Origin of the sequence: Paracoccus indicus, from assembly GCF_003056335.1 — a bacterium.
GTDB lineage: Bacteria > Pseudomonadota > Alphaproteobacteria > Rhodobacterales > Rhodobacteraceae > Paracoccus > Paracoccus indicus.
The window spans coordinates 397,816-423,076 of the sequence record NZ_PYWA01000003.1; the positions used below are offsets into that span (position 1 = coordinate 397,816).

The 25,261-nt window shown below is 64.9% G+C and carries 21 protein-coding genes; 10 read left to right on the forward strand and 11 right to left on the reverse strand.

What is annotated here, in order from left to right:
• Position 1: 1 nt before the first annotated feature.
• The 5 genes from DDE75_RS07235 to DDE75_RS07255 all read right to left on the reverse strand — a co-directional run bounded on the left by DDE75_RS07235 (position 2) and on the right by DDE75_RS07255 (position 5,673).
• Positions 2-1,024 carry an oligopeptide/dipeptide ABC transporter ATP-binding protein gene (locus DDE75_RS07235; RefSeq protein ID WP_108501689.1) on the reverse strand — a complete coding sequence of 341 codons (1,023 nt, stop codon included), beginning with the start codon at positions 1,022-1,024 and terminating at the stop codon, positions 2-4.
• On the reverse strand, positions 1,021-2,127 hold the full coding sequence (locus DDE75_RS07240) for an oligopeptide/dipeptide ABC transporter ATP-binding protein (RefSeq protein WP_108501690.1): 1,107 nt from the start codon (positions 2,125-2,127) through the stop codon (positions 1,021-1,023). The genes DDE75_RS07235 and DDE75_RS07240 overlap by 4 nt, the downstream gene beginning before the upstream one ends.
• Positions 2,128-2,129: 2 nt before the next feature.
• The gene (locus DDE75_RS07245; RefSeq protein WP_108501761.1) at positions 2,130-3,035 is read right to left on the reverse strand and encodes an ABC transporter permease subunit; all 906 of its coding nucleotides are present in this window, start codon (positions 3,033-3,035) and stop codon (positions 2,130-2,132) included.
• A gap of 24 nt (positions 3,036-3,059) precedes the next feature.
• A complete protein-coding gene (gene oppB, locus DDE75_RS07250) occupies positions 3,060-3,983 on the reverse strand; it encodes an oligopeptide ABC transporter permease OppB (RefSeq protein ID WP_108501691.1) in 924 nt (307 codons plus the stop codon).
• 88 nt (positions 3,984-4,071) lie between these two features.
• Positions 4,072-5,673, reverse strand: coding sequence for a peptide ABC transporter substrate-binding protein (locus tag DDE75_RS07255; RefSeq protein ID WP_108501762.1), 1,602 nt, complete (start codon positions 5,671-5,673; stop codon positions 4,072-4,074).
• A 129-nt stretch (positions 5,674-5,802) separates the two neighbouring features.
• Between DDE75_RS07255 and cobU the strand changes: the two genes are divergently transcribed.
• The 5 genes from cobU to DDE75_RS07280 all read left to right on the forward strand — a co-directional run bounded on the left by cobU (position 5,803) and on the right by DDE75_RS07280 (position 10,503).
• Positions 5,803-6,333 carry a bifunctional adenosylcobinamide kinase/adenosylcobinamide-phosphate guanylyltransferase gene (gene cobU, locus DDE75_RS07260; RefSeq protein WP_108501692.1) on the forward strand — a complete coding sequence of 177 codons (531 nt, stop codon included), beginning with the start codon at positions 5,803-5,805 and terminating at the stop codon, positions 6,331-6,333.
• Positions 6,320-7,273, forward strand: coding sequence for a nicotinate-nucleotide--dimethylbenzimidazole phosphoribosyltransferase (gene cobT / locus DDE75_RS07265; RefSeq protein ID WP_108501693.1), 954 nt, complete (start codon positions 6,320-6,322; stop codon positions 7,271-7,273). Before cobU ends, cobT begins: the two co-directional genes overlap by 14 nt.
• On the forward strand, positions 7,266-7,985 hold the full coding sequence (cobS, locus tag DDE75_RS07270; protein ID WP_108501694.1) for an adenosylcobinamide-GDP ribazoletransferase: 720 nt from the start codon (positions 7,266-7,268) through the stop codon (positions 7,983-7,985). Before cobT ends, cobS begins: the two co-directional genes overlap by 8 nt.
• Positions 7,986-8,086: 101 nt before the next feature.
• Positions 8,087-8,713, forward strand: coding sequence for a TRAP transporter small permease subunit (locus tag DDE75_RS07275; RefSeq protein ID WP_108501695.1), 627 nt, complete (start codon positions 8,087-8,089; stop codon positions 8,711-8,713).
• Positions 8,710-10,503: a TRAP transporter large permease gene (locus DDE75_RS07280; RefSeq protein ID WP_108501696.1), complete on the forward strand. Its 1,794-nt coding sequence runs from the start codon at positions 8,710-8,712 to the stop codon at positions 10,501-10,503. The genes DDE75_RS07275 and DDE75_RS07280 overlap by 4 nt, the downstream gene beginning before the upstream one ends.
• Positions 10,504-10,557: 54 nt before the next feature.
• Here DDE75_RS07280 and DDE75_RS07285 read toward each other — a convergent pair whose 3' ends face one another.
• Positions 10,558-11,676, reverse strand: a complete 1,119-nt coding sequence (locus DDE75_RS07285) for a TRAP transporter substrate-binding protein (protein WP_108501763.1) — start codon at positions 11,674-11,676, stop codon at positions 10,558-10,560.
• Between the two features lie 237 nt (positions 11,677-11,913).
• On the opposite strand from DDE75_RS07285, the gene DDE75_RS07290 reads away from it, so the two are divergent.
• A complete protein-coding gene (locus DDE75_RS07290) occupies positions 11,914-13,338 on the forward strand; it encodes an aminotransferase-like domain-containing protein (RefSeq protein WP_162798938.1) in 1,425 nt (474 codons plus the stop codon).
• A gap of 5 nt (positions 13,339-13,343) precedes the next feature.
• On the opposite strand, the gene eno is transcribed toward DDE75_RS07290, so the two are convergent.
• The 3 genes from eno to DDE75_RS07305 all read right to left on the reverse strand — a co-directional run bounded on the left by eno (position 13,344) and on the right by DDE75_RS07305 (position 16,784).
• On the reverse strand, positions 13,344-14,618 hold the full coding sequence (gene eno / locus DDE75_RS07295) for a phosphopyruvate hydratase (protein WP_108501698.1): 1,275 nt from the start codon (positions 14,616-14,618) through the stop codon (positions 13,344-13,346).
• Between the two features lie 69 nt (positions 14,619-14,687).
• Complete coding sequence (locus DDE75_RS07300) at positions 14,688-15,368, reverse strand: endonuclease/exonuclease/phosphatase family protein (protein ID WP_108501699.1); 681 nt, start codon at positions 15,366-15,368, stop codon at positions 14,688-14,690.
• Positions 15,369-15,383: 15 nt separating this feature from the next.
• Complete coding sequence (locus DDE75_RS07305; protein WP_108501700.1) at positions 15,384-16,784, reverse strand: protein adenylyltransferase SelO; 1,401 nt, start codon at positions 16,782-16,784, stop codon at positions 15,384-15,386.
• A 111-nt stretch (positions 16,785-16,895) separates the two neighbouring features.
• Here DDE75_RS07305 and obgE point away from each other — a divergent pair, with 111 nt between their 5' ends.
• Complete coding sequence (gene obgE, locus DDE75_RS07310) at positions 16,896-17,933, forward strand: GTPase ObgE (RefSeq protein WP_108501701.1); 1,038 nt, start codon at positions 16,896-16,898, stop codon at positions 17,931-17,933.
• Positions 17,921-19,036, forward strand: coding sequence for a glutamate 5-kinase (proB, locus tag DDE75_RS07315; protein ID WP_108501702.1), 1,116 nt, complete (start codon positions 17,921-17,923; stop codon positions 19,034-19,036). Before obgE ends, proB begins: the two co-directional genes overlap by 13 nt.
• Positions 19,037-19,045: 9 nt before the next feature.
• Here the strand turns inward: proB and DDE75_RS07320 are convergent, their stop codons facing one another.
• Together DDE75_RS07320 and pepN are read right to left on the reverse strand one after the other, a co-directional pair.
• Positions 19,046-19,957 carry a 1-acyl-sn-glycerol-3-phosphate acyltransferase gene (locus DDE75_RS07320; protein ID WP_245894645.1) on the reverse strand — a complete coding sequence of 304 codons (912 nt, stop codon included), beginning with the start codon at positions 19,955-19,957 and terminating at the stop codon, positions 19,046-19,048.
• 36 nt (positions 19,958-19,993) lie between these two features.
• The gene (gene pepN / locus DDE75_RS07325) at positions 19,994-22,573 is read right to left on the reverse strand and encodes an aminopeptidase N (RefSeq protein WP_108501704.1); all 2,580 of its coding nucleotides are present in this window, start codon (positions 22,571-22,573) and stop codon (positions 19,994-19,996) included.
• A 182-nt stretch (positions 22,574-22,755) separates the two neighbouring features.
• Between pepN and DDE75_RS07330 the strand changes: the two genes are divergently transcribed.
• Positions 22,756-23,466, forward strand: coding sequence for a hypothetical protein (locus DDE75_RS07330; RefSeq protein ID WP_108501705.1), 711 nt, complete (start codon positions 22,756-22,758; stop codon positions 23,464-23,466).
• A gap of 212 nt (positions 23,467-23,678) precedes the next feature.
• Entirely contained in the window at positions 23,679-25,253 is a 1,575-nt protein-coding gene (locus DDE75_RS07335) for a Re/Si-specific NAD(P)(+) transhydrogenase subunit alpha (RefSeq protein ID WP_108501706.1), read from the forward strand.
• The last annotated feature ends 8 nt before the right edge of the window (positions 25,254-25,261 follow it).

Genomic DNA, 25,261 nt, shown 5'->3' on the forward strand with positions numbered 1-25,261 from the left:
CTTACGCGGCCTCGTGTCGACGGGCGTGGGCGATCTCGGCCTCGGTCAGGGGGCCGGGATAATGGCAGGCGATCTTGTGGTCGCCGCCGATGGGCGCCGGAACCTCCTCGGCGCAGCGGGCCTGCGCGCGGGGGCAGCGCGTGCGGAAGACGCAGCCCGAAGGTGGGTTCATGGGCGAGGGCAGATCACCCGCCAGCGGTACGATGGTCTTTCCGGTCTCGATCGTCGGATCGGGGACCGGAACTGCCGACAGCAGCGCCTGCGTATAGGGGTGCTGCGGGTTGCCATACAGCTCGGTCGAGGAGGCGACCTCCATCACCTTGCCCAGATAAAGCACCATCACCCGGTCGCTGATATGTTTGACCACAGACAGGTCGTGGGCGATGAAGACCAGCGCCAGCCCCAGTTCCTTTTGCAGCCGGATCAGCAGGTTGATCACCTGCGCTTGGATCGAGACATCCAGCGCCGAAACCGGCTCGTCGCAGATGATCAGCTTGGGCTCCACGATCAGCGCGCGGGCGATGCCGATGCGCTGGCACTGGCCGCCGCTGAATTCATGGGGATAGCGGTTGATCTGGTTCGGCAGCAGGCCCACCCGCTCCATCATCGCCTTGACGCGGTCGCGGACCTCGGCGCGGCCAAGGTCGGGGCGGTGCGTGGTCAGCGGCTCGGCGATGATCTGGCCCACGGTCATGCGCGGGTTCAGGCTGGCCAGAGGATCCTGGAAGACCATCTGGATGTCGCTGCGATATTTCATCATCTGGCGCGGAGACATGGCCAGCAGGTCCTTGCCGTCGATCCATTCGGCCTGCCCCTCGGCGTGGACCAACCCGATCAGGGCGCGGGCCAGCGTGGATTTCCCGCAGCCCGATTCACCCACGACGCCCAAGGTCTCACCGGGGTTCAGGGTGAAATCGACGCCTGCGACGGCATGCAGGGGCCGGGGCTTGGCCCAGGGCAGATCGCCCTCGCGGCGGATCTGGAAGGTCACGCGCAAGTCGCGCACATCAAGAAGCGGGTTCATTGCTGTCCCTCCACCGTGCTGGGGGTTCCGGCGGCGCCAGCGCCTGCCACGGCACCGCGCGGGATGGCCTGCGCGGGACCGTCGCCAAGATCGGCTGCGGGCTGGTCGTCGTCGATGGTGATACGGGTCTGGCGGGCGATGACCTCGGCCACGGGGGCGTGACAGGCGCGGGCCTGTTCGGGGGCAAAGCCTTCCAGCGGCGGATCGATCGTGTCGCAGCCCTCGCGTGCATAGGGGCAGCGCGGAGAGAATGCGCAGCCGCTTGGGGGCCGGCTCATATTCGGGGGCTGGCCGGGGATGGCGTGCAGTTCCTCGGACGTCTGGTCGACGCGCGGGATCGCGTCCAGCAGCCCTTGGGTATAGGGATGCGTCGGCGCGGCGAAGATCGGACGCACCGGCCCGGTTTCACGAATGCGCCCGCCATACATGACCGCCACGCGTTCGCAGGACCCTGCGACCACGCCCAGATCATGGGTGATCAGGATCATCGCCATGCCGAAATCGTGCTGCAACTCCTTCAGCAGCTGCATGATCTGGGCCTGAACAGTGACGTCCAGCGCGGTGGTCGGTTCATCCGCGATCAGCAGCTTGGGCTTGCACAGCAGCGCCATGGCGATCATCACACGCTGGCGCATGCCGCCGCTGAATTCATGCGGGTAAAGGCGCACGCGGCCCTTGGCGTCGGGGATCTTGACGGCGTCCAGCATCTGGACAGCCTGCGCCACGGCCTCGCGCTTGCCGATGCCCTTGTGCAGGGTCAGCACCTCGGCCATCTGGTCGGCCACCCGCATATAGGGGTTCAGCGAGGTCATCGGGTCCTGAAAGATCATTGCCATCTTCTCGGCGCGGATGCTGTTCAGCACCTTGGGCTTGGCGTTCAGGATTTCCTGGCCGTCGAAGACGACCGACCCCGAGGCGCGACCATTGCGCGCCAGCAGGCCCATCATCGCGAAGGACAGCTGCGATTTGCCGCTGCCGGATTCGCCCACGATGCCAAGGGTCTGGCCAGCCTCGACCGAGAGGTTGACGTTGTTGACGGCGCAGACCTCGGCGTCGTTGGTCTGGAAGCGGACCGAGAGGTTCCGGATGTCTAGAAGGCTCATGCTCAGCGCTCCTTCGGGTCGAGGGCATCACGCAGGCCGTCGCCCACGAAGAAGAAGCCGAACAGCGTGATGACAAAGAAGAACAGCGGGAAGGCCAGTTGCCACAAGGTGCCATAGTTCATCGTGCCTGCCCCTTCGGAAATCAACGCGCCCCAGCTGGTCAGCGGTTCCTGAACCCCAAGGCCAAGGAAGCTGATGAAGCTTTCGGTCAGGATCATCAGCGGCACCAGCAGCGTCGCATAGACTGCGACCACGCCCAGAAGGTTCGGGACGATGTGGCGGATGATGATCTTCCACGCGGGAACGCCGGTGGCGCGGGCAGCCTCGATGAATTCGCGGTTCTTTAGCGACAGGGTCTGGCCGCGCACGATGCGCGACATGTCCAGCCAGCTGATCAACCCGATGCCCAGAAACAGCATCGACATCGACCGCCCGAACATCACCAGCAGCAGGATCAGCACGAACATGTAGGGAATCGACATCAGGATATCGACGGTCCGCATCATGATCTGATCGGTGCGCCCGCCGACATAACCCGCCGTCGCGCCATAAAGCGTGCCGACGATGACGGCGATGCCCGCCCCCACGACGCCGACCATCAGGCTGACCTGCGTCCCTTGGACCACCCGCGCGAAGAGGTCGCGGCCCAAGTTGTCGGTGCCGAAGTAATGGCCGTTTTCGAACGAGGGCTGGCCCATCTGGGCGACCTGTCCCATGACGCTGAAGTCCAGCTCCTCGTTCGACCAGACGGCGAACTGACCGCCGACCAGCGCGAAGACCGAAACCAGGATCAGGATGATCAGACCCAGCATTGCACCCTTGTTGTTCAGGAACCGCTTGCGTGCGTCCGCCCAAGGGCTGCGGCCGCGAACCTCGTCCTGCACCAGCTTGGCCGACAGGGATTTCATCTTTTGTTCGTCAATGACCATGGCTCAATACCTGATCTTGGGGTCGATCCATGCGTAAAGCACGTCGACGATAAGGTTGAACAGGATCGTCAGCGCGCCCACCAGAATGGTCACGCCCATCATCACCGCATAGTCACGGTTCAGCGCCGAGTCCACGAAGGCCTTGCCGATCCCGCCGGTCGAGAAATACATGTCGATCACCACCGAACCGGTGATCATCGACACGAAGACCGGACCCAGATAGCTGATCACCGGCAGCATCGCGGGCTTCAACGCGTGGCGGATGATGACCCGGTGTTCGGGCATCCCCTTGGCGCGGGCCGTGCGGATGTGGTTCGAACCCAGCACCTCCAGCATGGAAGACCGTGTGATCCGCGCGATCGACGCCATATAGCTGGTCGCCAGCGCGATCACCGGCATGATCCAGAAACTGGGGTCGCTAAAGCTCCAACCGCCGCCGGGCAGCAGACCGTACCACAGCGTCAGAACCAGCACCAACAACGGCGCCATCACGAAGTTCGGCAGGACCTGCGCACCGATGGAAATCCCTACCGCGATGTAATCGACCCATGAATTGTGCCAGATGGCCGCGACGACGCCCAAGGACACGCCCAGCACGATGGCCGACACGAAGGACAGCACGCCATAGGTCAGCGTCACGGGAAAGCCCGCGGCGATCAGCTGGTTCACCGTCCGGTCGGGATAGACGAAGCTGGGACCGAAGTCGAAATGCACCACGATGTTGTAGAGATAGTTCCAGATCTGCAGCCACAGCGGGTCGTTCAACCCGTATTGCGCCTCGAGGTTGGCGATCACCTGCGGCGGCAGGGCGCGTTCGGCGGTGAAGGGACCGCCCGGTGCCATGTGCATCAGGATGAAGGAAAAGACGATCAGCAGCAGCAGCGTGGGTATCGCCACCGCCAGCCGTCGCAGGATGAATGCGATCATCGCGTTGGGCTCCCTGCGGGATGGTTGAAAGCCGAGGGCCGGGACAGGTCAAAACCCGTCCCGGCCCGATCATGAAAGGTCGGTTGCCTTATTCGGCGACGCGATACAGGTCCTTGGCATACCACGTGTTCAACAGGTTTTCACGCGGAAGGCCCTTGATGGCCGGGTTGATCATGTCGACCTTGGCATAGTGATAGACGAAGACCGCGGGCATTTCTTCGGCCAGGATCTCCTCGGCGCGCTGATACAGCGGCGTGGTATCATCGGCCGTGCGGGCGTCGACCAGCAGCTTGTCGTATTCCTCGTTCGACCATTTGCCGCTGTTGTAGCCGTCGGTGCGGAACCAGTCGAGGAAGGTCGAGGCTTCGTTGTAGTCGGCGCACCAGGCATAGCGGGCGACGTCGAAGTCCTGCGATTGCAGGCGGTCGGTATGGACCTTCCATTCGACGTTGTTCAGCTCGACCTCGATGCCCAGGGGGCGCCAGAATTGCTGTGCCGCGATGGCCAGCAGGCGGTGGCTGTCATCGGTGTTGTACTGCAAGGACACCTTGACCGGGTTGTCGGGACCATAGCCTGCCTCGGCCAGCAGTTCCTTGGCCTTGGCCATCCGGTCTTCCATCGACATGTCGGCCATGCCGCCTTCGGGCGGGGTAAAGCCGTTGATGGCCCAATGGGTCCAGGTATAGGCGGGCTTCTGACCGCCCTGCAGAACCTGATCGACGATCACCTCGCGGTTCAGACCAAGCGCCATGGCCTGACGGACGCGAACGTCCTTCAGCGCCTCGGGGCCCTTGTCCGACAGGTTCATCACGTAGGCATAGGAACAGCCGTAGGGAACCGAGACGGCTTCCTCGGGGGATTGTTCGGACAGGCGCGGATACTGGCCTGCGGGGATCTGGACGCGGTCCAGCTCGCCTGCCTGATAGCGGGTCAGGGCGACGTTGTTGTCGTTCACGGTGACGCCGCGAACCGTTTCCATCAGGACGTTGTCGGCGTCCCAGTATTCCGGGTTCTTCTCCATCACGATCTCGACGCCCAGATTGTGGCTGGCCAGCGTGAAGGCACCGTTGCCGACCAGATGGTCGGGCTGGGTCCATTGGTCGCCGAATTCCTCGACCACGGCCTGCGGGACGGGATAGGTGGTGGCATGCGACAGCGTGCTGACGAAATAGGGGGTCGGCGTGGTCAGCGTGACCTCCAGCGTCTTGTCGTCGATGGCCTTGACGCCCAGTTCCTCGGGCTTGGCTTCGCCGGCGACGATCTCGGTCGCGTTCACGACGTTCATCAACTCCATGTACCACGCGTATTCCGACGCGGTTTCCGGGTTCACGACGCGCTGCCAGGCAAAGACGAAATCTTCGGCCGTGACGGGCTCGCCGTTCGACCACTTGGCGTCGCGCAGCTTGAAGGTATAGGTCAGCTGATCGTCGCTGACCTCATAGCTTTCGGCGACGCCGGGGATCATCTCGCCCTTGGCGTTTTCGTTCATCAGACCTTCGAACAGCGAACGCAGCACGTCCGAACCTTCGACGTCGGTGTTCTTGGCCGGGTCCAGCGACTTGATCGCGTCCAGCAGCCAATAGGTATAGGTCTGGCTGTCGGCCAGCGTCTCGCCCTCGGCGGGTTGGACGGCATAGGCGGGCAGTGCCAGCGCTGCCAACAGCGCGGTGGTGGTGAAAAGTCTGGTCATGGCCAGCTCCTCCATGTTGCATGTGGGCGTCTTCTGCGCCCGAATGGCGCGACGTTACGCAAACTTGCGCGATGAGCAAGCGGCCTTTGCGCCTTTTCAACCGTCCCACCATGTGGAACAGATGTCGCCATGACACGGCACGGACATATCACGCTTGTGACGGGCGGCGCGCGATCGGGCAAATCGGCCTTGGCCGAGCGCCTTGTTGCACGACATGCAATGCCCCGCATCTATATCGCCACCGCCGAGGCGCGCGACGGCGAGATGGGCGAAAGAATACAGCGACATCAAATCAGTCGCGGCGAAAACTGGAAAACGGTCGAGGAACCCCGCGATCTGTGCCGGGCCCTTCGCGACACCGATGGGCAGGGGGTTCGGCTGGTCGACTGCCTGACCTTATGGATGTCGAACATGATGGGACAGGCGGATGTCGGCGCATTGGCCATGACGTTACGTCAGCAATGCTGTCCTGTCGTTCTTGTGACCAATGAACTGGGGCAGGGCATCGTGCCCGACAACGCCCTTGCGCGGCAGTTCCGCGATGAACACGGCTGGATGAACCAGACCATCGGCGATCTGGCCGATCAGGTCTGGATGGCCGTCAGCGGCCAACCCCTGCGACTGAAACCCATGCCCGAGGGAATGCATGACCAACTTTGACCAGGAATCCGCCGATGCCGCACAGGCGCGTCAGGACGAACTGACGAAACCGCAAGGATCGCTTGGCCGGTTGGAGGAGCTTGCCGTGTTCATGGCCGGTTGGCGCCGCACCTCGCGTCCGGCGATGGACCGTGTGCAAGCGATCGTCTTTGCCGGTAATCACGGCGTCGTGGCGCGCGGCATCACGCCCTTTCCCGCCACCGTGACGGCGGCCATGGTCCAGAACTTTCGCAACGGGGGCGCGGCCATCAACCATATATGCAAGGTCGCGGGGGCTGATCTGCAGGTCATGGCGGTGGATCTGGACCGGCCCACCGCCGATTTCACCGCCGGTCCCGCCATGACCCCGGCCGAGGTGCAGCAGGCGATGGAGGCGGGGGCCGATGCCGTTGATCCGGACGCCGACATCCTGCTGCTGGGCGAGATGGGCATCGGCAATTCCACGGTCGCGGCGGCACTGACGGCAGCCACCTTGGGCGGGCGTGCCGAGGATTGGGTCGGACCCGGCACCGGCGCCCAGGGCCCGATGCTGCAGGCCAAGATCGCCGCCGTGGCGCAAGGCCTGGCGCTGCATTCACCCCGGACGACCGCCGAAACCTTGGCGGCGTTCGGCGGGCGCGAACAATCCGCAATCTGCGGCGCGATCCTGCGGGCGCGAGAGTTGCGCATTCCGGTGATGCTGGACGGCTTCATCTGTTGCGCCGCCGCAGCCGTGCTGACCCGCGACGATCCGCAGGCGCTGGACCATTGCCTGATCGGCCATGCAAGCGCCGAACCGGGCCACAAGCGATTGATCGCGGCCCTGGGCAAGCAACCGATCCTGGCTCTGGACATGCGCCTTGGCGAGGGATCGGGGGCAGGGGTCGCCCTGCTGGTCCTGCGCGCGGCGCTGGAGTGTCACAACGGCATGGCCACTTTTGCCGAGGCCGGCATTGGCTAGGCTGCAACAGCTGATCCTGGCGCTGGTCTTCCTGACACGGCTGCCCTTGGGTCGCTTCCTGCCGCCGAGGGTCCTGCCGCTGGCCAGCGCGGCCTGGGCGTTTCCCCTTGCAGGTGCGCTTGTCGGTGCCATTGCGGGTCTTCCCCTGTGGTTCGGACAGGGCCTGCTGTCCGCGGCACTGGCGGTCACCTTCGCCGTTTGGCTGACCGGTGGGCTGCACGAGGATGCCTTGGCCGATTTCGCGGATGCGGGCGGCGGGCGCGACCGTGCCGACCGGCTGCGGATCATGCGCGATTCGACCATCGGCAGCTATGGCGCGGCGGCGCTGATCTGCACCATGCTGATCCGCGTGGCGGCCTTGGGCCGGCTGGATGCGGCAGCGCTGATCGCCGCCATGGCCGCAGGTCGGCTGGCGCCGGTGCTGCTGATGCAGAGGATGCCGCCCGCGCGGGCCGACGGGCTGGGACAGGCCGCGGGGCGTCCCGGACGCCGCGCCTGTCTTTTTGCCGCCCTCGTGGCACTGCTGGCCCTGGTGATGGCAGCATCTGATGCCCGCGCGCTGATCGGCGGGGTCGTCGTCGCGCTGCTGGCGATGTGGTTCGTCTCGCGTCGCGCCGAACGTCTGCTGGGTGGGCAGACGGGGGACGTGCTGGGGGCGGCCTGTCTTGTGACCGAGACGGCGGTACTGGTCGCGTTGACCTGGGGCCCGTGATCCGCCGTCGCGCTTGACCCGCCCCGCCCCGATGCCGCATATCGCAAGCCACAGGAACCCGCGCCGGCCAACAAGGCGCGATCCACGAGGGAGGGGATTACATGGGTGGCCTACTGGCCCTGTCGCGCGGCATCGACCGCGTCACCACCGCGATCGGCCGCAGCGTTGCCTGGCTGATCCTGCTGGCCATCCTGGTCAGCGCCATCAACGCGATCGTGCGCAAGGTCTTCAGCATCTCGTCGAATGCCTGGCTGGAACTGCAGTGGTATCTGTTCGGGGGGGCATTCATGCTGGCCTCGGCCTATACGCTGCTGGAAAACGAGCATATCCGCATCGATGTGATCTATGGCCGCTGGTCGCGCAGGGTCCAGCATTGGATCGACCTGATCGGCACGCTGTTCTTCCTGTTCCCCTTCACGGCGATCATGATCTGGCTGCTCTATCCGTCCTTCCTGATCAGCTGGCGCACGAACGAGGTGTCGATGAACGCGGGCGGGCTGCTGATCTGGCCCGCCAAGGCGATCCTGGTCGCGGGCTTCGTCCTGCTGTTCGTCCAGGGCATATCCGAGCTGATCAAGAAGATCGCCGTCATGCGCGGCATCATCCCCGATCCCAACCCCCATGCCCACAGCCACGACTCGGGCCTGAAGGAGGCCGCCATCATGACCGTCGGTCTTGAAAAGGATCAGGCCGACGCCGCCTCTGCCGACCCGAGGAACCGCCCGTGATCGAACTTATCGCCCATAACCTTGCGCCCATCATGTTCTTCTCCATGGTGGTGTTTTTGCTGTTCGGATACCCGATCGCCTTCGCATTGGCCGCAAACGGCCTGCTGTTCTTCTTCTTCGGCGTCTTTCTGACCCCACTGTCGGACCAGATCAACCTGGGCTGGAACCTGCTGGGGGCGCTTGGCGACCGCGTCTTCGGCGTCATGCGCAACGACACGCTGCTGGCCATTCCCTTCTTCACCTTCATGGGCATCGTCCTTGAACGGTCCCGCATGGCCGAGGAGCTGCTGGACACCATCGGCCAGCTGTTCGGCCCCGTGCGCGGCGGTCTGGCCTATGCAGTCATCCTTGTCGGGGCGCTGCTGGCGGCGACCACCGGGGTGGTGGCGGCATCGGTCATCTCGATGGGGCTGATCTCTCTGCCGATCATGATGCGCTATGGCTATGACAAGCGGCTGGCCAGCGGGGTCATCACGGCCTCAGGGACGTTGGCGCAGATCATTCCGCCCTCGCTGGTGCTGATCGTCCTGGCCGACCAGTTGGGTCGGTCCGTCGGCGACATGTACAAGGCGGCGATGGTTCCGGCACTGGCGCTGACCGGGGTCTATCTTGTCTATGTGCTGGTGATGTCGATCCTGCGCCCCTCGATGATGCCCGCCCTGCCGCCCGAAGCGCGCAGCCTTGGCGGCGGCGGCTGGTCGCTGTTGGGGGCCATCCTGGGTTCCATCGCCATCTTCTACGCGACCCAGCATTTGCTGGGCGAACAGCTGGGCGACGACAGCGCGATCTGGGCCGCGGCGCTGACCGTGCTCATCATGCTGGTGCTGGCCCTTGCGGATGAGAAGCTGCGCACCGGCATCATGTCGCCCATGACGCGACAGGTGATCATCGTGATGATCCCGCCGCTGGCACTGGTCTTCCTGGTGCTGGGCACGATCTTTCTGGGCATCGCCACTCCGACCGAGGGCGGCGCCATGGGTGCCAGCGGGGCGCTGATCCTTGCGGCCTTCAAGCGGCGGCTCAGCTTCGATGTGGTGAACCAGGCGCTTCTCGCGACGGTGCGCCTGTCGGCCTTCGTGATGTTCATCCTGATCGGCGCGACGGTCTTCTCGCTGACCTACTACTCGATCAACGGCCATGTCTGGGTCAAGGATCTGCTGACGGCGCTGCCCGGCGGGGAGTACGGCTTCCTTGCGGCGGTCTGCCTGATCATCTTCTTCCTGGCCTTCTTCCTGGACTTCTTCGAGCTGGCCTTCGTGATCGTGCCGCTGCTGATCCCCGCCGCCAACGCGCTGGACATCGACCTGGTCTGGTTCGGGGTCATCCTGGCCGTGACGATGCAGACGTCCTTCCTGACTCCGCCCGTCGGCTTCGCGCTGTTCTACCTGCGATCGGTGGCGCCGCGGAAACCCTATCGGGACCACGTCACCGGCAAGACCATGTCCGAGGTCAGCACGATGGACATCTATCGCGGGGCGGTGCCCTTCGTCGGGCTGCAGATCGTGATGATCGTAGCGGTCGTGATCTTCCCAGGCATGGTGATGCACTACAAGGGGCCGGTGGTGGATACCTCGACGATCAAGATGCAGATCCCGATGGGCGGCTTCGGTGGCGGCGCCGAGGGCGGATCGGGCTTCGGATCGCTTGGCGGCCTTGGCGGATCGCCCTTCGGCGGGACCAAGGACGCGGCGCCCGCGGAGGAAGCGGAACCTCAGCCCAAGACCGAGGGCACCTCGGGCGGCATGGGGCTTGGCTTCGGCGGTCCGCCTCCGGGTCTGGGTGGCAACTGAAACGCAAAAAGGGCCGGATGATCCGGCCCTTTTTCATGTCATGTGCAAGGGGGATCAGCCTTCCTTGGCCAGTCCGCCGCCCCGCTGCTGGATCATCATGAAGGTGTCGAAGGTGTATTCGGCGGTCTGCTGATACAGGTACCAATCGTCGCGATAGGCCAGCATCGATTCATACATCTTCTTGAAGGCCGGGTTCTCGGCGCTCAGCTCGGCGTAAACCTCCTGCGAGGCGTTGAAGGCCGCCGTCAGGATTTCCTCGCTGAAGGAGCGCAGCTGCGCGCCCGAGCCGACCAGTTCCTTCAGGGCGGTCGGGTTCTTCATGTCGTATTTTGCCAGCATGTTCTGGTCGACGGCCTGACAGCAGGTGCGGAACAGCGCCTTGTCGGCTTCCGACAGCGCATCCCATGCCGACTGGTTCACGAAGAAGCTGACCGTCGGTCCGCCTTCCCAGAAACCGGGATAGTAGTAGTAGGGCGCGACCTTCTGGAAGCCCAGCTTGGCGTCGTCATAGGGGCCGACCCATTCGGCGGCGTCGATGGTGCCACGTTCCAGCGAGGGATAGATGTCCCCGCCCGCGATCTGCTGGGGCACGACGCCCAGCTTCTCCATCACGCGACCGGCCAGACCGGCGATGCGCAGCTTGAGGCCCTTCATGTCCTCCAGCGTGTTGACCTCCTTGCGGTACCAGCCGCCCATCTGGGTGCCGGTATTGCCACCCGGATAAGCCACGAGGTTGTATTCCTTCAGGAATTCGTTGTAATTCTCGATCCCGCCGCCGTGATAATTGTAGGCCGCCTTGGACCGCCCCGAGAAGGTGAAGGGCAGGTCGGCGCCGCAGGCGAAGGCCGGGTCCTTGCCCCAGTTGTAATAGCCGACCGAATGCGAACATTCGACGGTGCCCTCGGTCGTGGCGTTGATCGCGTCCAGCCCCGGCACGATCTCACCCGCGGAAAACACCTGGATGGTGAAGCGACCGTCGGTGGCCTCGGACAGGCGCTGCGACAGTTCCTCGGCGCCGCCATAAATGGTGTCCAGCGACTTGGGGAAGGACGAGGCCAGACGCCACGTCACCTTCTGGCTGTCCTGCGCGATGGCAGGTGCCGCCATCACACCGGCAGCCGCCGCAGCGGCACCACCGACCGAGGCACGGGTCAGAAAGGACCGGCGGTCCAGGCTTTTGTTATCTTTCATGTTTTCTCCTCCGCTCGGGTCGGGTGGGGTCTTCGCCCCATCGTGAACCCGCCCTGCATGGATCGCAGTTTAGCCGCAGTTCCCCATGTGTCGAGTGTGCAGGCCCGCTTTCGGTGCGAAAAATTCGCAGGTCCGCGGCGGGCGACCCCATGGAGCGATTGTGTCCGTCTTTTCCGCGTATTACCGTGCAGATCGCGAAATTTACTGGGGGGTGTCCGGATGCGGATCGAAGACTGGCAGCCGGATCTGACCCTGCACGAGGGACCCAAGTTCCGCGCCCTGGCCAATGCACTGCGACAGGCTGCCCGTTCGGGCGAGCTGACCCCCGGCACGCGGCTTCCGCCGATGCGCGACCTTGCATGGCGGTTGAAGGTGACGACGGGGACGGTGGCACGCGCCTATCAGCTGGCCGCGACCGAAGGTGTCATCGAGAGCCACGTCGGGCGTGGCAGCTTCATTGCGGCCCCCAAGCCCCGCAGGCCGCTGCCGGAGCCGCTGCTGTATGAAAGCCTGGACCGGCCAGTGAACGCCGATGGTCCGATCGACCTGCGCATCCCGCAGTTGCCCGACTGCGACCAAGCGCGGATCATCGGCCAGCATCTGTCCGACATCGGCAGTGAACTGGGCGCGGACATCCTGGATTACACGCCCCTCAGCCGCGACCTGCACTGCCGGGAATCCCTGCTGCACTGGATGTCGGTGCGGCCCTTGGGCGACGTGACGGCGCAGGACCTGGTGCTGACCCACGGCGGGCAGAACGCGATCATGCTGGTCATGGCGCTGTGCCTTGCCGATCAGCCCGCCAAGGTGATGACCGAGGCGCTGACCTATCCCGGCATCACCCATGCCGCGCGCCTCATGCGGGCCGAGACACTGTCGGTGGCGATGGACGATCAGGGAATGCTGCCCGAGGATCTGGATCGCGTGGCACGTGAAAGCGGCGCACGCCTGGTCTGCCTGACACCCTCGGCGCAGAACCCGACGATGGCGGGGATGGGTCCGGAACGTCGGGACGAATTGATGCGCATCGCGCGGCGTCACGACCTGCAGGTCATCGAGGACGAATGCTATGCCACGGGACCGGACCCCGATGCCCCGCCCAGCCTGCGGGCGTTGGCGCCCGAGCGGGTGTGGTATGTCACAAGCCTGTCCAAGATCATCGCCGCGGGACTGCGGTTCGGCATTCTTCTGTGTCCGCCGGGCATGGGACAGGCGGGGCGCATCGGCGCTCAGCACAGCCACATGGGGCTGTCGCTGCCGATCACGGGGCTGGTGACGCGTCTGATCGGATCGGGCGACGCGCGGCGCATCGCCGCTGATGTCCACAAGCGGGTCGAGGAACGCCGCCACCTGGCCTTGACGCATCTTCAGGGGCTGACTGCTGCCAGCAGGCCCGGCGTGCCGATGATCTGGCTGCAACTGCCTGCGCCCTGGCGGTCAGAGGATTTCGTGATCCGAGCGGCAGCCTCGGGCATCATCGTGCGCCCTGTGACCGATTTCCTGAGCGAACCGGAAACGGGTCAGAACGCGCCGCAAGGCGTTCGCATCGCGCTGAATTGTCGATTGGAGTTGTCGAAACTGTCATCGGCCATCGAGACGCTGGCCGAACTGGCACGGTCGGGGCCGACGAACGGCCCCGACTGAGGGGATCAGCGCAGGATGCTGCGTCCGGCATAGACGGCGGTGGCGCCCAGCATTTCCTCGATGCGGATCAGCTGGTTGTATTTCGCCAAGCGGTCCGAACGAGCCAGCGAGCCGGTCTTGATCTGACCGCAGTTGGTGGCGACGGCCAGGTCGGCGATGGTCGCGTCCTCGGTTTCGCCCGAACGATGCGACATGACGCTGGTGAAGCCTGCGCGGTCGGCCATGCGAACGGCGTCCAGTGTTTCCGACAGGGTGCCGATCTGGTTGACCTTGACCAGCAGGCTGTTGGCGCAGCCCTGCTCGATGCCATCGGCCAGGCGGGTCGGGTTGGTGACGAACAGGTCGTCGCCGACCAGCTGGACCTCGTCGCCAAGGCGATCGGTCAGCAGCTTCCAGCCTTCCCAGTCATCCTCCGAGCAGCCATCCTCGATCGACAGGATCGGATAGTCGGCGCAGAGCGAGGCAAGGTAGTCGACATTCTCGGCAGGGGTCAGGGACAGACCCTCGCCCTTCATCTCGTACTTGCCGTCCTTGAAATACTCGGTCGAGGCGCAGTCCAGCGCCAGCATGATGTCCTCGCCGGGCTTGTAGCCGGCCTTCTCGATGGCCTTCAGGATGAAGTCCAGCGCGTCGCGGGCCGAAGACAGGTTCGGCGCGAAGCCGCCCTCGTCGCCGATGCCGGTCGACAGGCCCGCCGCCGAGAGTTCCTTTTTCAGCGTGTGGAAGATTTCCGAACCCATGCGGACGGCTTCGCGGATGTTTTCCGCGCTGACCGGCATGATCATAAATTCCTGGATGTCGATCGGGTTGTCGGCATGTTCGCCGCCGTTGATGATGTTCATCATCGGCACGGGCAGGACATGGGCCGAGGTGCCGCCGATATAGCGGAACAGCGGCTGCGAGGTCGCCTCGGCCGCGGCCTTGGCCACCGCCATCGAGACGCCCAGGATCGCGTTCGCGCCAAGGCGGCCCTTGTTGGGGGTGCCGTCCAGTTCGATCATCATCGCGTCGATGGCACGCTGTTCGGTCGCGTCCTCGCCGATCAGGGCTTCGGCGATCTCGCCGTTGACGGCGGCGACGGCTTCCAGAACGCCCTTGCCCATGTAGCGCGACTTGTCGCCATCGCGCTTCTCGACCGCCTCATGTGCTCCGGTCGATGCACCCGAGGGGACGGCGGCGCGGCCCATGGTGCCGTCTTCCAGCGTCACGTCGACCTCGACCGTGGGGTTGCCGCGGCTGTCAAGGATTTCACGGGCATAGATGTCGATAATGGCAGTCATGAGGACCCTCCGTTGATCTGCGTTAGCGCTTACATACAAGCCAAGGGCCGCGTCCGAAAGTCGCAATTTTCACGGAAGCGCGATCCGCGCCCAGATCGGCAGGTGGTCCGATGCATCACGCGCGCCCGCGCCGTGAAAGACGCCCGCCTCCAGCAGGGTCAGGTCGCGCGACATGGCGATCCGGTCGAAGCGCAGTTGCGGCATGGGCGCGGGGTAGGAGGGGCCGGGGGCTATGACGCGGAAACCGGCCAGCGACTCCAGGCCGCGATCATCGCGCCATTCGTTGAAATCGCCCATCATCACGACGTGATCCGCCCCGATCCGCGCGGCCTGCGCCGTCAGGCGTGCCAGTTGCGCCCGCCGTGACGACCGCGCCAGCCCAAGATGAATGCCGATGATGGTCAGATGCGGCAGGCGCAGGGCGACAGCGCCGCGCGGTTCCAACCCCGGCAGGGGCAGGCGGCGCAGGGTCGCCTGCGCGGCCAGATGGGGGCGCATCAGGATGGTCTGGCCGTGCCAACCGAGGCTGCTTTCCGAGGTGCCGAAGATGTCGGCAGGCACCAGCCCGGTTTCCGACTGGATCAGTTTGCGGGGCAGTGCCTCGATGCGGGGGCCGAGGCGGAAGTCGACCTCTTGCAGGGCGATGATGTCGGGGTCCAGCGCCCGGATGACCGCAAGGTTGCGTTCAGGCGCATGCGGACCCGTCAGGCCCCGACATTTGTGCAGGTTGTAGCTGGCCAGTTTCAGCATCGGTCGCGGCGCCCGTCATGTTCCGCAGAAGGTTGCCTGAACGACCTCGGATTGCAACGGGGCACGGGACAGGTCGTCCCATTCGGGGCGCACGTCGCGGGGATGGGTCACCGCCGCGAACAGCCGGTCGAAGGGGGCCATGTCGCCTGCCACGGCCGAGGCGATGGCATCCTCGATCCGGTGGTTGCGGGGAATGCGGACCGGATTGACGCGCCGTATGGTGGCCATGTCGGGCGACAGCGCCTGCCATTCCCGCGCCCATGCATCGAAAGCATCGCGGTCGGTGAACTCATCGCGCGCGGTTCCCTCGGCCAGCCCTGCGAAAACGCGGGTGAAATCGGCACGCTGGTGGGCCATCAGCGTCAACAGGCGCTCGATCAATTGCTGGTTCGGGGCGCCTTCGATGCCCAGCTTGTCGCCGAAGCGTTTCTGCCAGGCCGCCTGATACAGCGGGCCGAAGCTGTGGACGGCCTTGGTCGCATCCTCGACCGCCTGATCCTGTTCGCCCATCAGCGGGATCAGACAGGTAGCGAATTGCGCCAGGTTCCAGACCGCGACCTGCGGCTGCTGCGCCCAGGCATAGCGCCCGTTGCGGTCGATCGAGGAGAAGACCGTGTCCGGGTGATAGACGTCCATGAAGGCACAAGGGCCATAGTCGATCGTCTCGCCCGAGATCGCCATGTTGTCGGTATTCATCACGCCGTGGATGAACCCAAGCGACATCCAGTCCGCGATGGTCTCGGCCTGCCGGGCCACGACCTTGTTCAGCAAGTCCAGCGGGCCGCTCGCATCGAGATAATGCCGCGCGATCACGTGGTCGGTCAGCGCGGCCAGCGCATCTGGGCGGTCGCGGACGGCGAAATACTGGAAGGTGCCGACGCGGATGTGGCTTGCGGCGACGCGGGTCAGAACCGCACCGGGCAGGCCTCCTTCCTGACGCCAGACGGTGTCGCCGGTCCGCACGGCGGCCAGCGCGCGGGTCGTGGGCACGCCCATGGCGGCCATGAATTCGCTGACCAGATATTCGCGCAGCACCGGACCCATCCAAGCACGCCCGTCGCCCTTGCGTGAGAACGGCGTCGGGCCGCTGCCCTTCAGCTGCAGGTCGAAGCGCGCGCCATCGGGGGCCATCACCTCGCCCAGCAGGACGGCGCGGCCATCGCCAAGCTGCGGGACAAAGCCGCCGAACTGATGACCGGCATAGGCCTGGGCGATCGGCTCGGCCCCCTTGGGGATGGCGTTGCCGGCAAGGACCCGGACTCCGTCGTCGCTGCGCAGCAGGTCCGATGCCAGCCCCAGCCTGTCGGCCAGCCCCTCGTTCAACGCCAGAAGCGCCGGTGCGCTGACAGGCGTGGGGCGGACCCGCGCGAAGAAACCGTCGGGCATGCGGGCATAACTGTTGTCGAAACGGATCATGGCAGTCTCCTTTCACCGTTACATAAGGTGCATCACCCGCAATGCCAGCCCGCCGCCCTTGCGCCATTGGCCACAAAGGCGTATCGGCAGTCCGCAAAAGGAGCCGTGTCCATGAAATTTCTCGACCTAGCAAAAGTCTATATCCGTTCGGGCGGCGGCGGTGCGGGCTGCGCGTCGTTCCGGCGCGAAAAATTCGTCGAATACGGCGGACCCGACGGGGGTGACGGCGGACGGGGCGGCGACGTGATCGTCGAAACCGTCGAGGGCCTGAACACCCTGATCGATTTTCGCTATCAGCAGCACTTCTTCGCCAAGTCCGGCCAGCACGGCATGGGCAGCCAGATGACCGGCCGTTCGGGCGACGACGTCATCCTGCGCGTCCCCGTCGGGACCGAGATCCTGGACGAGGACGAGGAAACCGTCATCGCCGACATGACCGAACCCGGACAGCGCGTGGTGCTGGCCAAGGGCGGAAACGGGGGGTGGGGCAACCTGCACTTCAAGACCTCGACCAACCGTTCGCCGCGCAATGCCAACCCCGGCCAGCCGGGGGTCGAGCGCACCATCTGGCTGCGGCTGAAACTGATAGCGGATGGCGGGCTGGTGGGCCTGCCCAATGCGGGCAAATCGACCTTCCTGGCAGCCGTGTCGAACGCGCGTCCCAAGATCGCCGATTATCCCTTCACCACGCTGCACCCGAACCTGGGCGTCGTGGGCGTGGATGGCCGCGAATTCGTCATGGCCGACATTCCCGGCCTGATCGAGGGCGCGCATGAAGGCCGTGGCATCGGTGACCGCTTCCTTGGCCATATCGAACGTTGCTCGGTCCTGCTGCATCTGATCGACGGCACCTCCGAGGATGTCGCGGGCGACGCGCGGACCATCCTGAACGAACTGGCGGCCTATTCGCCGGTCCTGATGGAAAAGCCGCGGGTGACCGTGCTGAACAAGGTCGACGCCATCGACGACGAGACGCTGGCCGAACGCCGCGCCGCAGTCGAGGCCGAGCTGGGGACGCCCGTCATGCTGATGTCCGGCGTGTCCCGCACCGGCGTGACCGAGGTTCTGCGTGCCCTCTGGACCCAGATCGAGCCGTCGCGGGCGCCGCAGAAGGATCAGGACGAAGAAGACGCCCCGTGGCAACCCTGACGGCACCCCGGCTTGATGGCGCACGCCGGCTGGTCGTCAAGATCGGCTCGGCCCTGCTGGTCGGTCCCGAGGGGCTGCGCGGCGAATGGCTGGGCGCGCTTTGCGATGACGTTGCCAAGTGGCGCGGAATGGGCTGCGACGTGGTGCTGGTGTCTTCGGGGTCGATCGCCTTGGGGCGGCGGGTGCTGGGGTTGCCGGACGGCCCCCTGGCACTGGAACAGGCGCAGGCGGCAGCCGCCGTTGGCCAGATCCGTCTGGCCCGCGCCTATGAGCAGGCACTGGCCCCGCATGGCGTCACGACGGCACAGGTGCTGCTGACCCTTGAGGACAGCGCCGACCGCCGCCGTTACCTGAACAGCCGCGCGACCATGCAGACGCTGCTGTCGCTTGGCGTGGTGCCCATCGTCAACGAAAACGACACGGTTGCCACCGATGAAATCCGCTTTGGCGACAACGACCGTCTTGCCGCGCAGATCGCGGTGACCTGCGGGGCCGATCAGCTGCTGCTGTTGTCGGATGTGGACGGGCTTTATACCTCGAACCCCAAGACCGACCCCGATGCGCAGCACCTGCCGGTGATCGAGGCACTGACCCCGCAGATCGAGGCGATGGGCGGCGATCCGGTTTCGGGCCTGTCCAAGGGCGGTATGAAGACCAAGCTGATGGCGGCGCGGACAGCCGTGGCGGGCGGTTGCGCGATGGCCATTGCCGAAGGCTCGGTCCTTGGGCCTTTGTCGGCGGTGGCGGATGGCGCGCGTTGCAGCTGGTTCCTGCCAGAGGCCGACCCCCAGCTGGCCCGTAAGCGCTGGATTGCGGCGATGAAGCCCAAGGGCAAGCTGACGGTCGATCGGGGCGCCGCAGGCGCATTGTCGCGTGGCAAGTCGTTGCTGCCTGCTGGGATCACGCTGGTCTCGGGTGATTTCGGGCGCGGCGATCCGGTCCAGATCGAGGGGCCCGCGGGCGAACATCTGGCCATCGGGCTGACACGCTATACTGCAGCCGAGGCCATGCAGATCGCAGGCCATCAATCGGCCGAGATCGCGGATATCCTGGGATATTCAGGTCGCGCGGCGCTGGTCCACCGCGACGACATGGCGCTGTGATCGGCTCCGTCACCCTCCGATGGGGGTGGCGGCACGACGAAAGCGCGTGATCCCGCGTTCACGGGTCAGCTTTGCGCAACCGGCCTCGGGCGCAGGCAAGGCCAGAACCTTGTCGCGCAGGACGGCGATCGCCTCATCGCTGTTGCGCGGCAGCTCGGCGGGGTTCACCGGACGACCCACAGTCACGCGATAGGGATGGCGGGTCTTGTTCAGCACCTCGTTGAACAGCGTGACATCCCGCAGCGTCGGATGGATCGCGTCCAGCGCATAGAACAGCGCCGAGTTCCGCGCCCTGATCCGCAGCGGAATGATCGGCACGTCGAACTTGCGCGCGATCATCGCCGCGCTGGCCATCCACGGGCGTTCGTGCAGAGTCAGCCCCTTGCGCTTGGCCAGACGGCCCGAGGGAAAGATCAGCCCCATCCGTCCCGCACCCAAGGCGTCGCGGGTGTAATCCATCGTCGCGCGGGTCTTGGCATGGCTGCGTTTGTCGACGCGCCACTCGACCGGGGCAATCATGTCGACGGTCTGCGGCAGGACGCGGATCATGTCGTGATTGGCATAGATGAACAGATCGTCACGCAACTGCGAGATCATCGCATGAAGGAAGATCCCGTCCGCGATGCCCGTCGGGTGGTTGGCGACGATCAGCGCGGGGCCGGTGGCGGGCAGATGCTCCAACCCTTCGACCTGCAGATCATGGACGATCAGATCGGCCATGCGGCGCATGATCTCGGACGTGGGCAGGTCGCGGAATTCGGCACCCAGGGTGACGGTCTTGGGATAGTGCAGCAGGCCCATCATCCCAAGCCGCACCAGCTTGTGGTGCAGCTTGCCGGAATAGAGCCATGGCGCGCGTTCGGCGATCAGGGGATCGATCCGCGCATGCATTTCGGCGCGGGCATCTTCAGTTGCAGTCATGGTCCTTGCCATCCTTCCCCCCTTGGGCCTGCCGCCTCAGCGGCCCGCCCCGATCATCCGCGAGACCATTTCGCGTGTATTACGGCTCAAACCCGCGACGGCTGCAATACGTTCCAAGGCCGCCAGCGCAAGTGTCTTGCGTTTGTCATCATAGCGCGGCCAGGTCTCGAAGGCGGTGGACATCCGCGCAGCGATCTGGGGATTGGCGGCATCCATGCGGATCAGCCAGTCGGCGGTGAAATCATAGCCCGAACCATCCGCCGCGTGGAAGCCCGCATGGTTTGCGGCCAATCCACCCAGCAACGATCTGAAACGATTGGGGTTCTTCCATTCGAAATCGTCACGCTCGGCAAGTTTCCGCGCGATGCGGACGGCATCGGCGGGCGGTGCGGCCATCGGCTGGATGCTGAACCACTTGTCCATCACCAGACGGTTGTCGCCGAACTGCGCGTGCAGGTCCTGCAAGGCGGCGTCGCCCTGGCCAAGGCGCAGCAGCACGGCCAGCGCCGCCATCCGCTCGGTCATGTTGGTGGCGGTGTCGAACAGGTTCTGCGCACGCTCGGGGCCCTCGATGCGGCCCAGCAGGCCAAGGGCGGCGATCCGCAGCGACCGCTTGGCCGCCGAGGTGGCGTCGGGGGAATAAGGGCCATCGACCGCAGCCTGATCGAAGATGCGGACCAGCAGGTCGCGATGCGTTTCGGCGACACGACGCGCCAGATCGCCGCGGGCGGCATGGATCGCGTCGGGGTCGGGCGTGTGCCCCAAGGCGGTCAGACGGGTGGCGATCTCATCCTCGCCGGGCAGGTTCATGCAGAGCGCACGGAAGGCGGGGTCGGCAGCATCATCGGCGGCCAGCGCCCCGATGGCCTGCACGTAATCCGCGCCTGCCTGTTCCCCCCGCGCCAAGGCGACCAGCGCCGAGAGGGCCAACTCGCGGCCCGCTTCCCAACGGGCGAAGGGATCGGTGTCATGGGCAAAGAGGAAAGCCCGCGTCGCGTCATCCATCTGCCGCTGCAGCATCACCGGCGCCGAGAAACCGCGCAGCGCCGAAACGACCGGCCGCGCCGAGAGACCTTCGAAGATGAAGGTCTGGCTGTCCTCGGTCAGTTCCAGAACGCGGGTCGGGGCGACCTCATGACCGTTCGGACCCAGCAGGCCGACGGCAACGGGAATGACGCGCGGCGGCTTGTCATCCTGCCCCGGCGTAGGGGGCGTCGATTGCGACAGGGTCAGGACCAGCGTTCCGTCCTGCCAATCCTCGGACATGGTGACGGTCGGCGTGCCTGCGTCGGTGTACCAGCGCTTGAACTGGGACAGGTCGCGGCCGGTGGCGTCCTCGAAAACCTTCAGCCAGTCTTCGATCGTGGCGGCGTCACCGTCGTGGCGGTCGAAATAAAGGTCCAGCGCCTTGGCGTAATCCGTATCGCCCACCAGACGCTTCAGCATGCCGATGACCTCGGCGCCCTTTTCATAGACCGTGGCGGTGTAGAAGTTGTTGATTTCTTCATAGCGGTCAGGGCGCGGGGGATGGGCCAGCGGACCCTGATCCTCGCGGAACTGGCGGGCGCGAAGGGTGCGGACATCCTCGATCCGCTTGACGGCGGCGCTGCGCATGTCGCTGGTGAAGCTCTGATCGCGGAAGACGGTCAGGCCTTCCTTCAGGCACAGCTGGAACCAGTCGCGGCAGGTGATGCGGTTGCCGGTCCAGTTGTGGAAGTATTCATGCGCGATGACCGCCTCGATCCGTTCATAATCGGTATCGGTGGCGGTTTCCGGGCTGGCCAGCACCAGTTTCGAGTTGAAGATGTTCAACCCCTTGTTTTCCATGGCCCCCATGTTGAAATCATCGACGGCGACGATGTTGAAGACGTCAAGGTCGTATTCGCGGCCATAGACCTCCTCGTCCCATTTCATCGACTTGATCAGCGATTCCATTGCGAAACCGGCGCGATCCTCATCACCCGGACGGACCCAGACATTCAGATCGACCTTGCGGCCCGACATGGTGGTGAAGCTGTCGCTGACGGCCTTCAGATCGCCCGCGACCAGCGCGAACAGATAGGCGGGCTTCGGCCAGGGGTCGTGCCATACGGCCACGCCATCGTCGGCGCTGACCGGATTGCCGTTCGACAGCAGGACCGGCAGATCGCCGCGCACCGTGACGCGGAAGGTCGTCATCACGTCCGGGCGGTCGGGATAGAAGGTGATGTGGCGGAAGCCCTCGGCCTCGCATTGGGTGCAGAAGATGCCGCCCGACTGATACAGCCCCTCGAAGGCGGTGTTGCTGGCCGGGTCGATCGAGACCTCGGTCGCCAGCGTGAAGCCTTGGCGGGGCAGGGCGGCGGCAGAGATAACCAGCCGTTCGTCGTCATGGGTGACATGGGTCGCGTCGACGGTCGCCCCGTCGATGGTCAGTGACAAAAGTGTCACATCCTTGCCGCCGTCCAGAACCAGGTCCTGCACGGCATCGGCATCGCGTGGCACCAAGTACAGTTCGGCCAGCACGCGCGTCCCTTTGGCGGCCAGCGTGAAATCCAGGCGCGTCTGTGACAGGACGAACGGATAGGGGGCATAGTCGGACAGCAACTGGACGGGCTGGCTTTTGGTCAAGGACATCTGCGGCGACCTCTCGTAAAAATGTGGCACGGGCGGAACCCTTGCGTTGACCCGGTGTTAATCGCCTGAAAGCCGGGTCGCAAGCCGGGTGCGTGGACAGCAGGGTTAACCCGGGCGTCCCGCGGCATCACCACCGGGCGACCTGAACCTGTCATTTGACGGCATGAATTTTGGAGGCCACCATGAGCTATGATCCCAACGATCCCAACCGCCCGAAACCCGGCACCCCGGATCACAAGGAAACCTATGTCGAGCCGGTCGAGCGCAAGTCTTCGGCCTTGCCCCTGATCATCGGCGTGCTTCTGGCGTTGGCCTTGGCCTATTTCGTTCTTCAACGCTTCATGACCGACGATACCGTTGCAGTCGATGGTGACACGACCACCGTGACCACGACCGAAAACGCCGATCCGACCGAACCCGAAGCACCAGCGGTCGTGACCGAGCCCGTCGCCGAACCGGAGGCCGACGCCGCCGCCACGGAAGCCGAGGTCGAGGCCGACCAGGCAGCAGCCGAAGCCGAAGCAGCAGCCGACGAAGCTGCCGTTGAAGCCGACGAAGCTGCCGTTGAAGCCGAATCCGCCGCCGATGACGCCGCGGCAGCTGCAGATAATGCCGCAGAGGACGCCGAAGCCACTGCAGATGAAGCCACCGACGAGGCTGCGACTGCCGCCGAGTCCGCCGCCGAAAGCGCAGCCGATGCGGCCGAAGCCTCCGCCACCGCGACCGAGAACGCTGTCGATGACGCCCTGAACGATGCCGGTGAAACCGCATCTGCGGCTGCCGACGAGGCGGCCCAGGCCGCTCAGGACGCAGCCGACGCGCTGGACGATGCGATCACGATCGAGGAAGAGCCGGCGACCGATGCTGAAACCACGACCGCACCTGCCAACTGATCTGACACAGGATGCAAGACAGGCCCGGACGTCAATCGTCCGGGCTTTTTCATGTCGAAGGGTCGGCGGAACCGCTCGATATCCAGATCGGTCTTGCCATATCCCTTTCCCATACGACTATCTTCGCAGGGACACGGACTTGTGAAATATAATTTCGTGATGCTATCAATTCTGCGACTGCAAAATCAACAAGGCGGGGGGCTGAACAAGCCATGAAGATTGGCGCGCTAAAAGAAACCCATACCGGAGAGGCGAGGGTGGCGATCACCCCCGCCTCGGCCGGGCACCTGGCCAAGCTGGGCCACGAGGTCTTCGTCCAATCCGGTGCCGGCACCGGCGCGGGCTTTGCCGATGCCGACTATGCCAAGGCCGATGTCACAATTTGCCAGACGGCTTCCGAGCTGATCGGCGCGGTCGACGTGGTGGCCAAGGTTCGGCAACCGTCCGACGCCGAGATCGATCAGATGCGCGAAGGTCAGACGATCATCTCGTTCTTCTATCCCGCGCAGAATTCCGAACTGCTGGCGAAGGCCAAGGATCAGGGCATCACCGCCATTGCGATGGACATGGTGCCGCGGATCAGCCGTGCGCAGAAGATGGACGCCTTGTCGTCCATGGCCAATATCGCGGGCTATCGCGCCGTGATCGAGGCGGCCAACAACTTCGGGCGCTTCTTTACCGGTCAGGTGACGGCTGCGGGCAAGGTTCCGCCCGCCAAGGTGCTGGTCGTGGGTGCGGGCGTGGCAGGTCTTGCCGCTATCGGCACCGCGACCAGCCTTGGCGCGCAAGTCCATGCCTTCGACGTGCGCCCCGAGGTGTCCGAACAGATCGAATCCATGGGCGCCGAATTCGTCTTCCTGGAATTCGACGAACCGACCGCCGATGGCGCGGCGACGGGTGGCTATGCGGCCCCCTCCAGCCCCGAGTTCCGCGAAAAGCAGCTGGCCAAATTCCGCGAGCTGGCGCCCCAGATGGATATCGTCATCACCACCGCACTGATCCCGGGCCGCGATGCCCCGGTGCTGTGGACCGCCGACATGGTGGCAGCCATGAAGCCCGGCAGCGTCATCGTCGATCTGGCCGCCGAAAAGGGCGGCAACTGCGAACTGACGGTGATGGACGAACGCATCGTGTCCGACAACGGCGTGGTGATCGTCGGCTATACCGACTTCCCGTCGCGGATGGGTGCGCAGGCCTCCGAGCTCTACGGCAACAACGTTCGCCACTTCATCGCCGACCTTACGCCCAAGAAGGACGGTGTCATCGACCACAACATGGAAGATGACGTCATTCGCGGGGCGACCGTGGCACGCGATCACGACGTGACATGGCCGCCCCCGCCGCCGAAGGTCGCAGCCATCGCGGCCCAGAAGCCCAAGGAAAAGAAGAAGGAACCCACGCCCGAAGAACGCCGTGCCGCCGAGGCCGCCGCCTTCAAGGCCGAGACCCGCAGCCAGGTCGGCATCCTTGTCGGCGGTGGTCTGCTGCTGTTGCTGATCGGCCTTGTGGCGCCCGTCAGCTTCATGTCGCATTTCATTGTCTTCGTGCTGGCCTGCTTCATTGGCTTCCGCGTGATCTGGAACGTCGCCCATTCGCTGCATACGCCGCTGATGGCGATCACCAACGCGATCAGCTCGATCATCATCCTGGGCGCGCTGATGCAGATCGGATCGCAGTCCTGGTGGGTCGTCCTGCTGGGCGCGCTGGCCGTGCTGATGGCGGGCATCAACATCTTTGGTGGCTTCATGGTCACCCGGCGCATGCTTGCCATGTTCCAGAAGTCGTAAGGAGAGGG

What these genes read in the sequence shown, in the direction of transcription:
- DDE75_RS07320 (WP_245894645.1), bottom strand. Translation starts at nt 19,957, where the DNA reads ATGACTGCAACTGAAGATGCCCGCGCCGAAATGCATGCGCGGATCGAT.
- oppB (WP_108501691.1), bottom strand. Translation starts at nt 3,983, where the DNA reads ATGATCGCATTCATCCTGCGACGGCTGGCGGTGGCGATACCCACGCTG.
- obgE (WP_108501701.1), top strand. Translation starts at nt 16,896, where the DNA reads ATGAAATTTCTCGACCTAGCAAAAGTCTATATCCGTTCGGGCGGCGGC.
- cobU (WP_108501692.1), top strand. Translation starts at nt 5,803, where the DNA reads ATGACACGGCACGGACATATCACGCTTGTGACGGGCGGCGCGCGATCG.
- DDE75_RS07240 (WP_108501690.1), bottom strand. Translation starts at nt 2,127, where the DNA reads ATGAGCCTTCTAGACATCCGGAACCTCTCGGTCCGCTTCCAGACCAAC.
- DDE75_RS07335 (WP_108501706.1), top strand. Translation starts at nt 23,679, where the DNA reads ATGAAGATTGGCGCGCTAAAAGAAACCCATACCGGAGAGGCGAGGGTG.
- pepN (WP_108501704.1), bottom strand. Translation starts at nt 22,573, where the DNA reads ATGTCCTTGACCAAAAGCCAGCCCGTCCAGTTGCTGTCCGACTATGCC.
- DDE75_RS07245 (WP_108501761.1), bottom strand. Translation starts at nt 3,035, where the DNA reads ATGAAATCCCTGTCGGCCAAGCTGGTGCAGGACGAGGTTCGCGGCCGC.
- DDE75_RS07235 (WP_108501689.1), bottom strand. Translation starts at nt 1,024, where the DNA reads ATGAACCCGCTTCTTGATGTGCGCGACTTGCGCGTGACCTTCCAGATC.
- DDE75_RS07300 (WP_108501699.1), bottom strand. Translation starts at nt 15,368, where the DNA reads ATGCTGAAACTGGCCAGCTACAACCTGCACAAATGTCGGGGCCTGACG.
- DDE75_RS07255 (WP_108501762.1), bottom strand. Translation starts at nt 5,673, where the DNA reads ATGACCAGACTTTTCACCACCACCGCGCTGTTGGCAGCGCTGGCACTG.
- DDE75_RS07275 (WP_108501695.1), top strand. Translation starts at nt 8,087, where the DNA reads ATGGGTGGCCTACTGGCCCTGTCGCGCGGCATCGACCGCGTCACCACC.
- DDE75_RS07290 (WP_162798938.1), top strand. Translation starts at nt 11,914, where the DNA reads ATGCGGATCGAAGACTGGCAGCCGGATCTGACCCTGCACGAGGGACCC.
- eno (WP_108501698.1), bottom strand. Translation starts at nt 14,618, where the DNA reads ATGACTGCCATTATCGACATCTATGCCCGTGAAATCCTTGACAGCCGC.
- DDE75_RS07330 (WP_108501705.1), top strand. Translation starts at nt 22,756, where the DNA reads ATGAGCTATGATCCCAACGATCCCAACCGCCCGAAACCCGGCACCCCG.
- DDE75_RS07305 (WP_108501700.1), bottom strand. Translation starts at nt 16,784, where the DNA reads ATGATCCGTTTCGACAACAGTTATGCCCGCATGCCCGACGGTTTCTTC.
- cobT (WP_108501693.1), top strand. Translation starts at nt 6,320, where the DNA reads ATGACCAACTTTGACCAGGAATCCGCCGATGCCGCACAGGCGCGTCAG.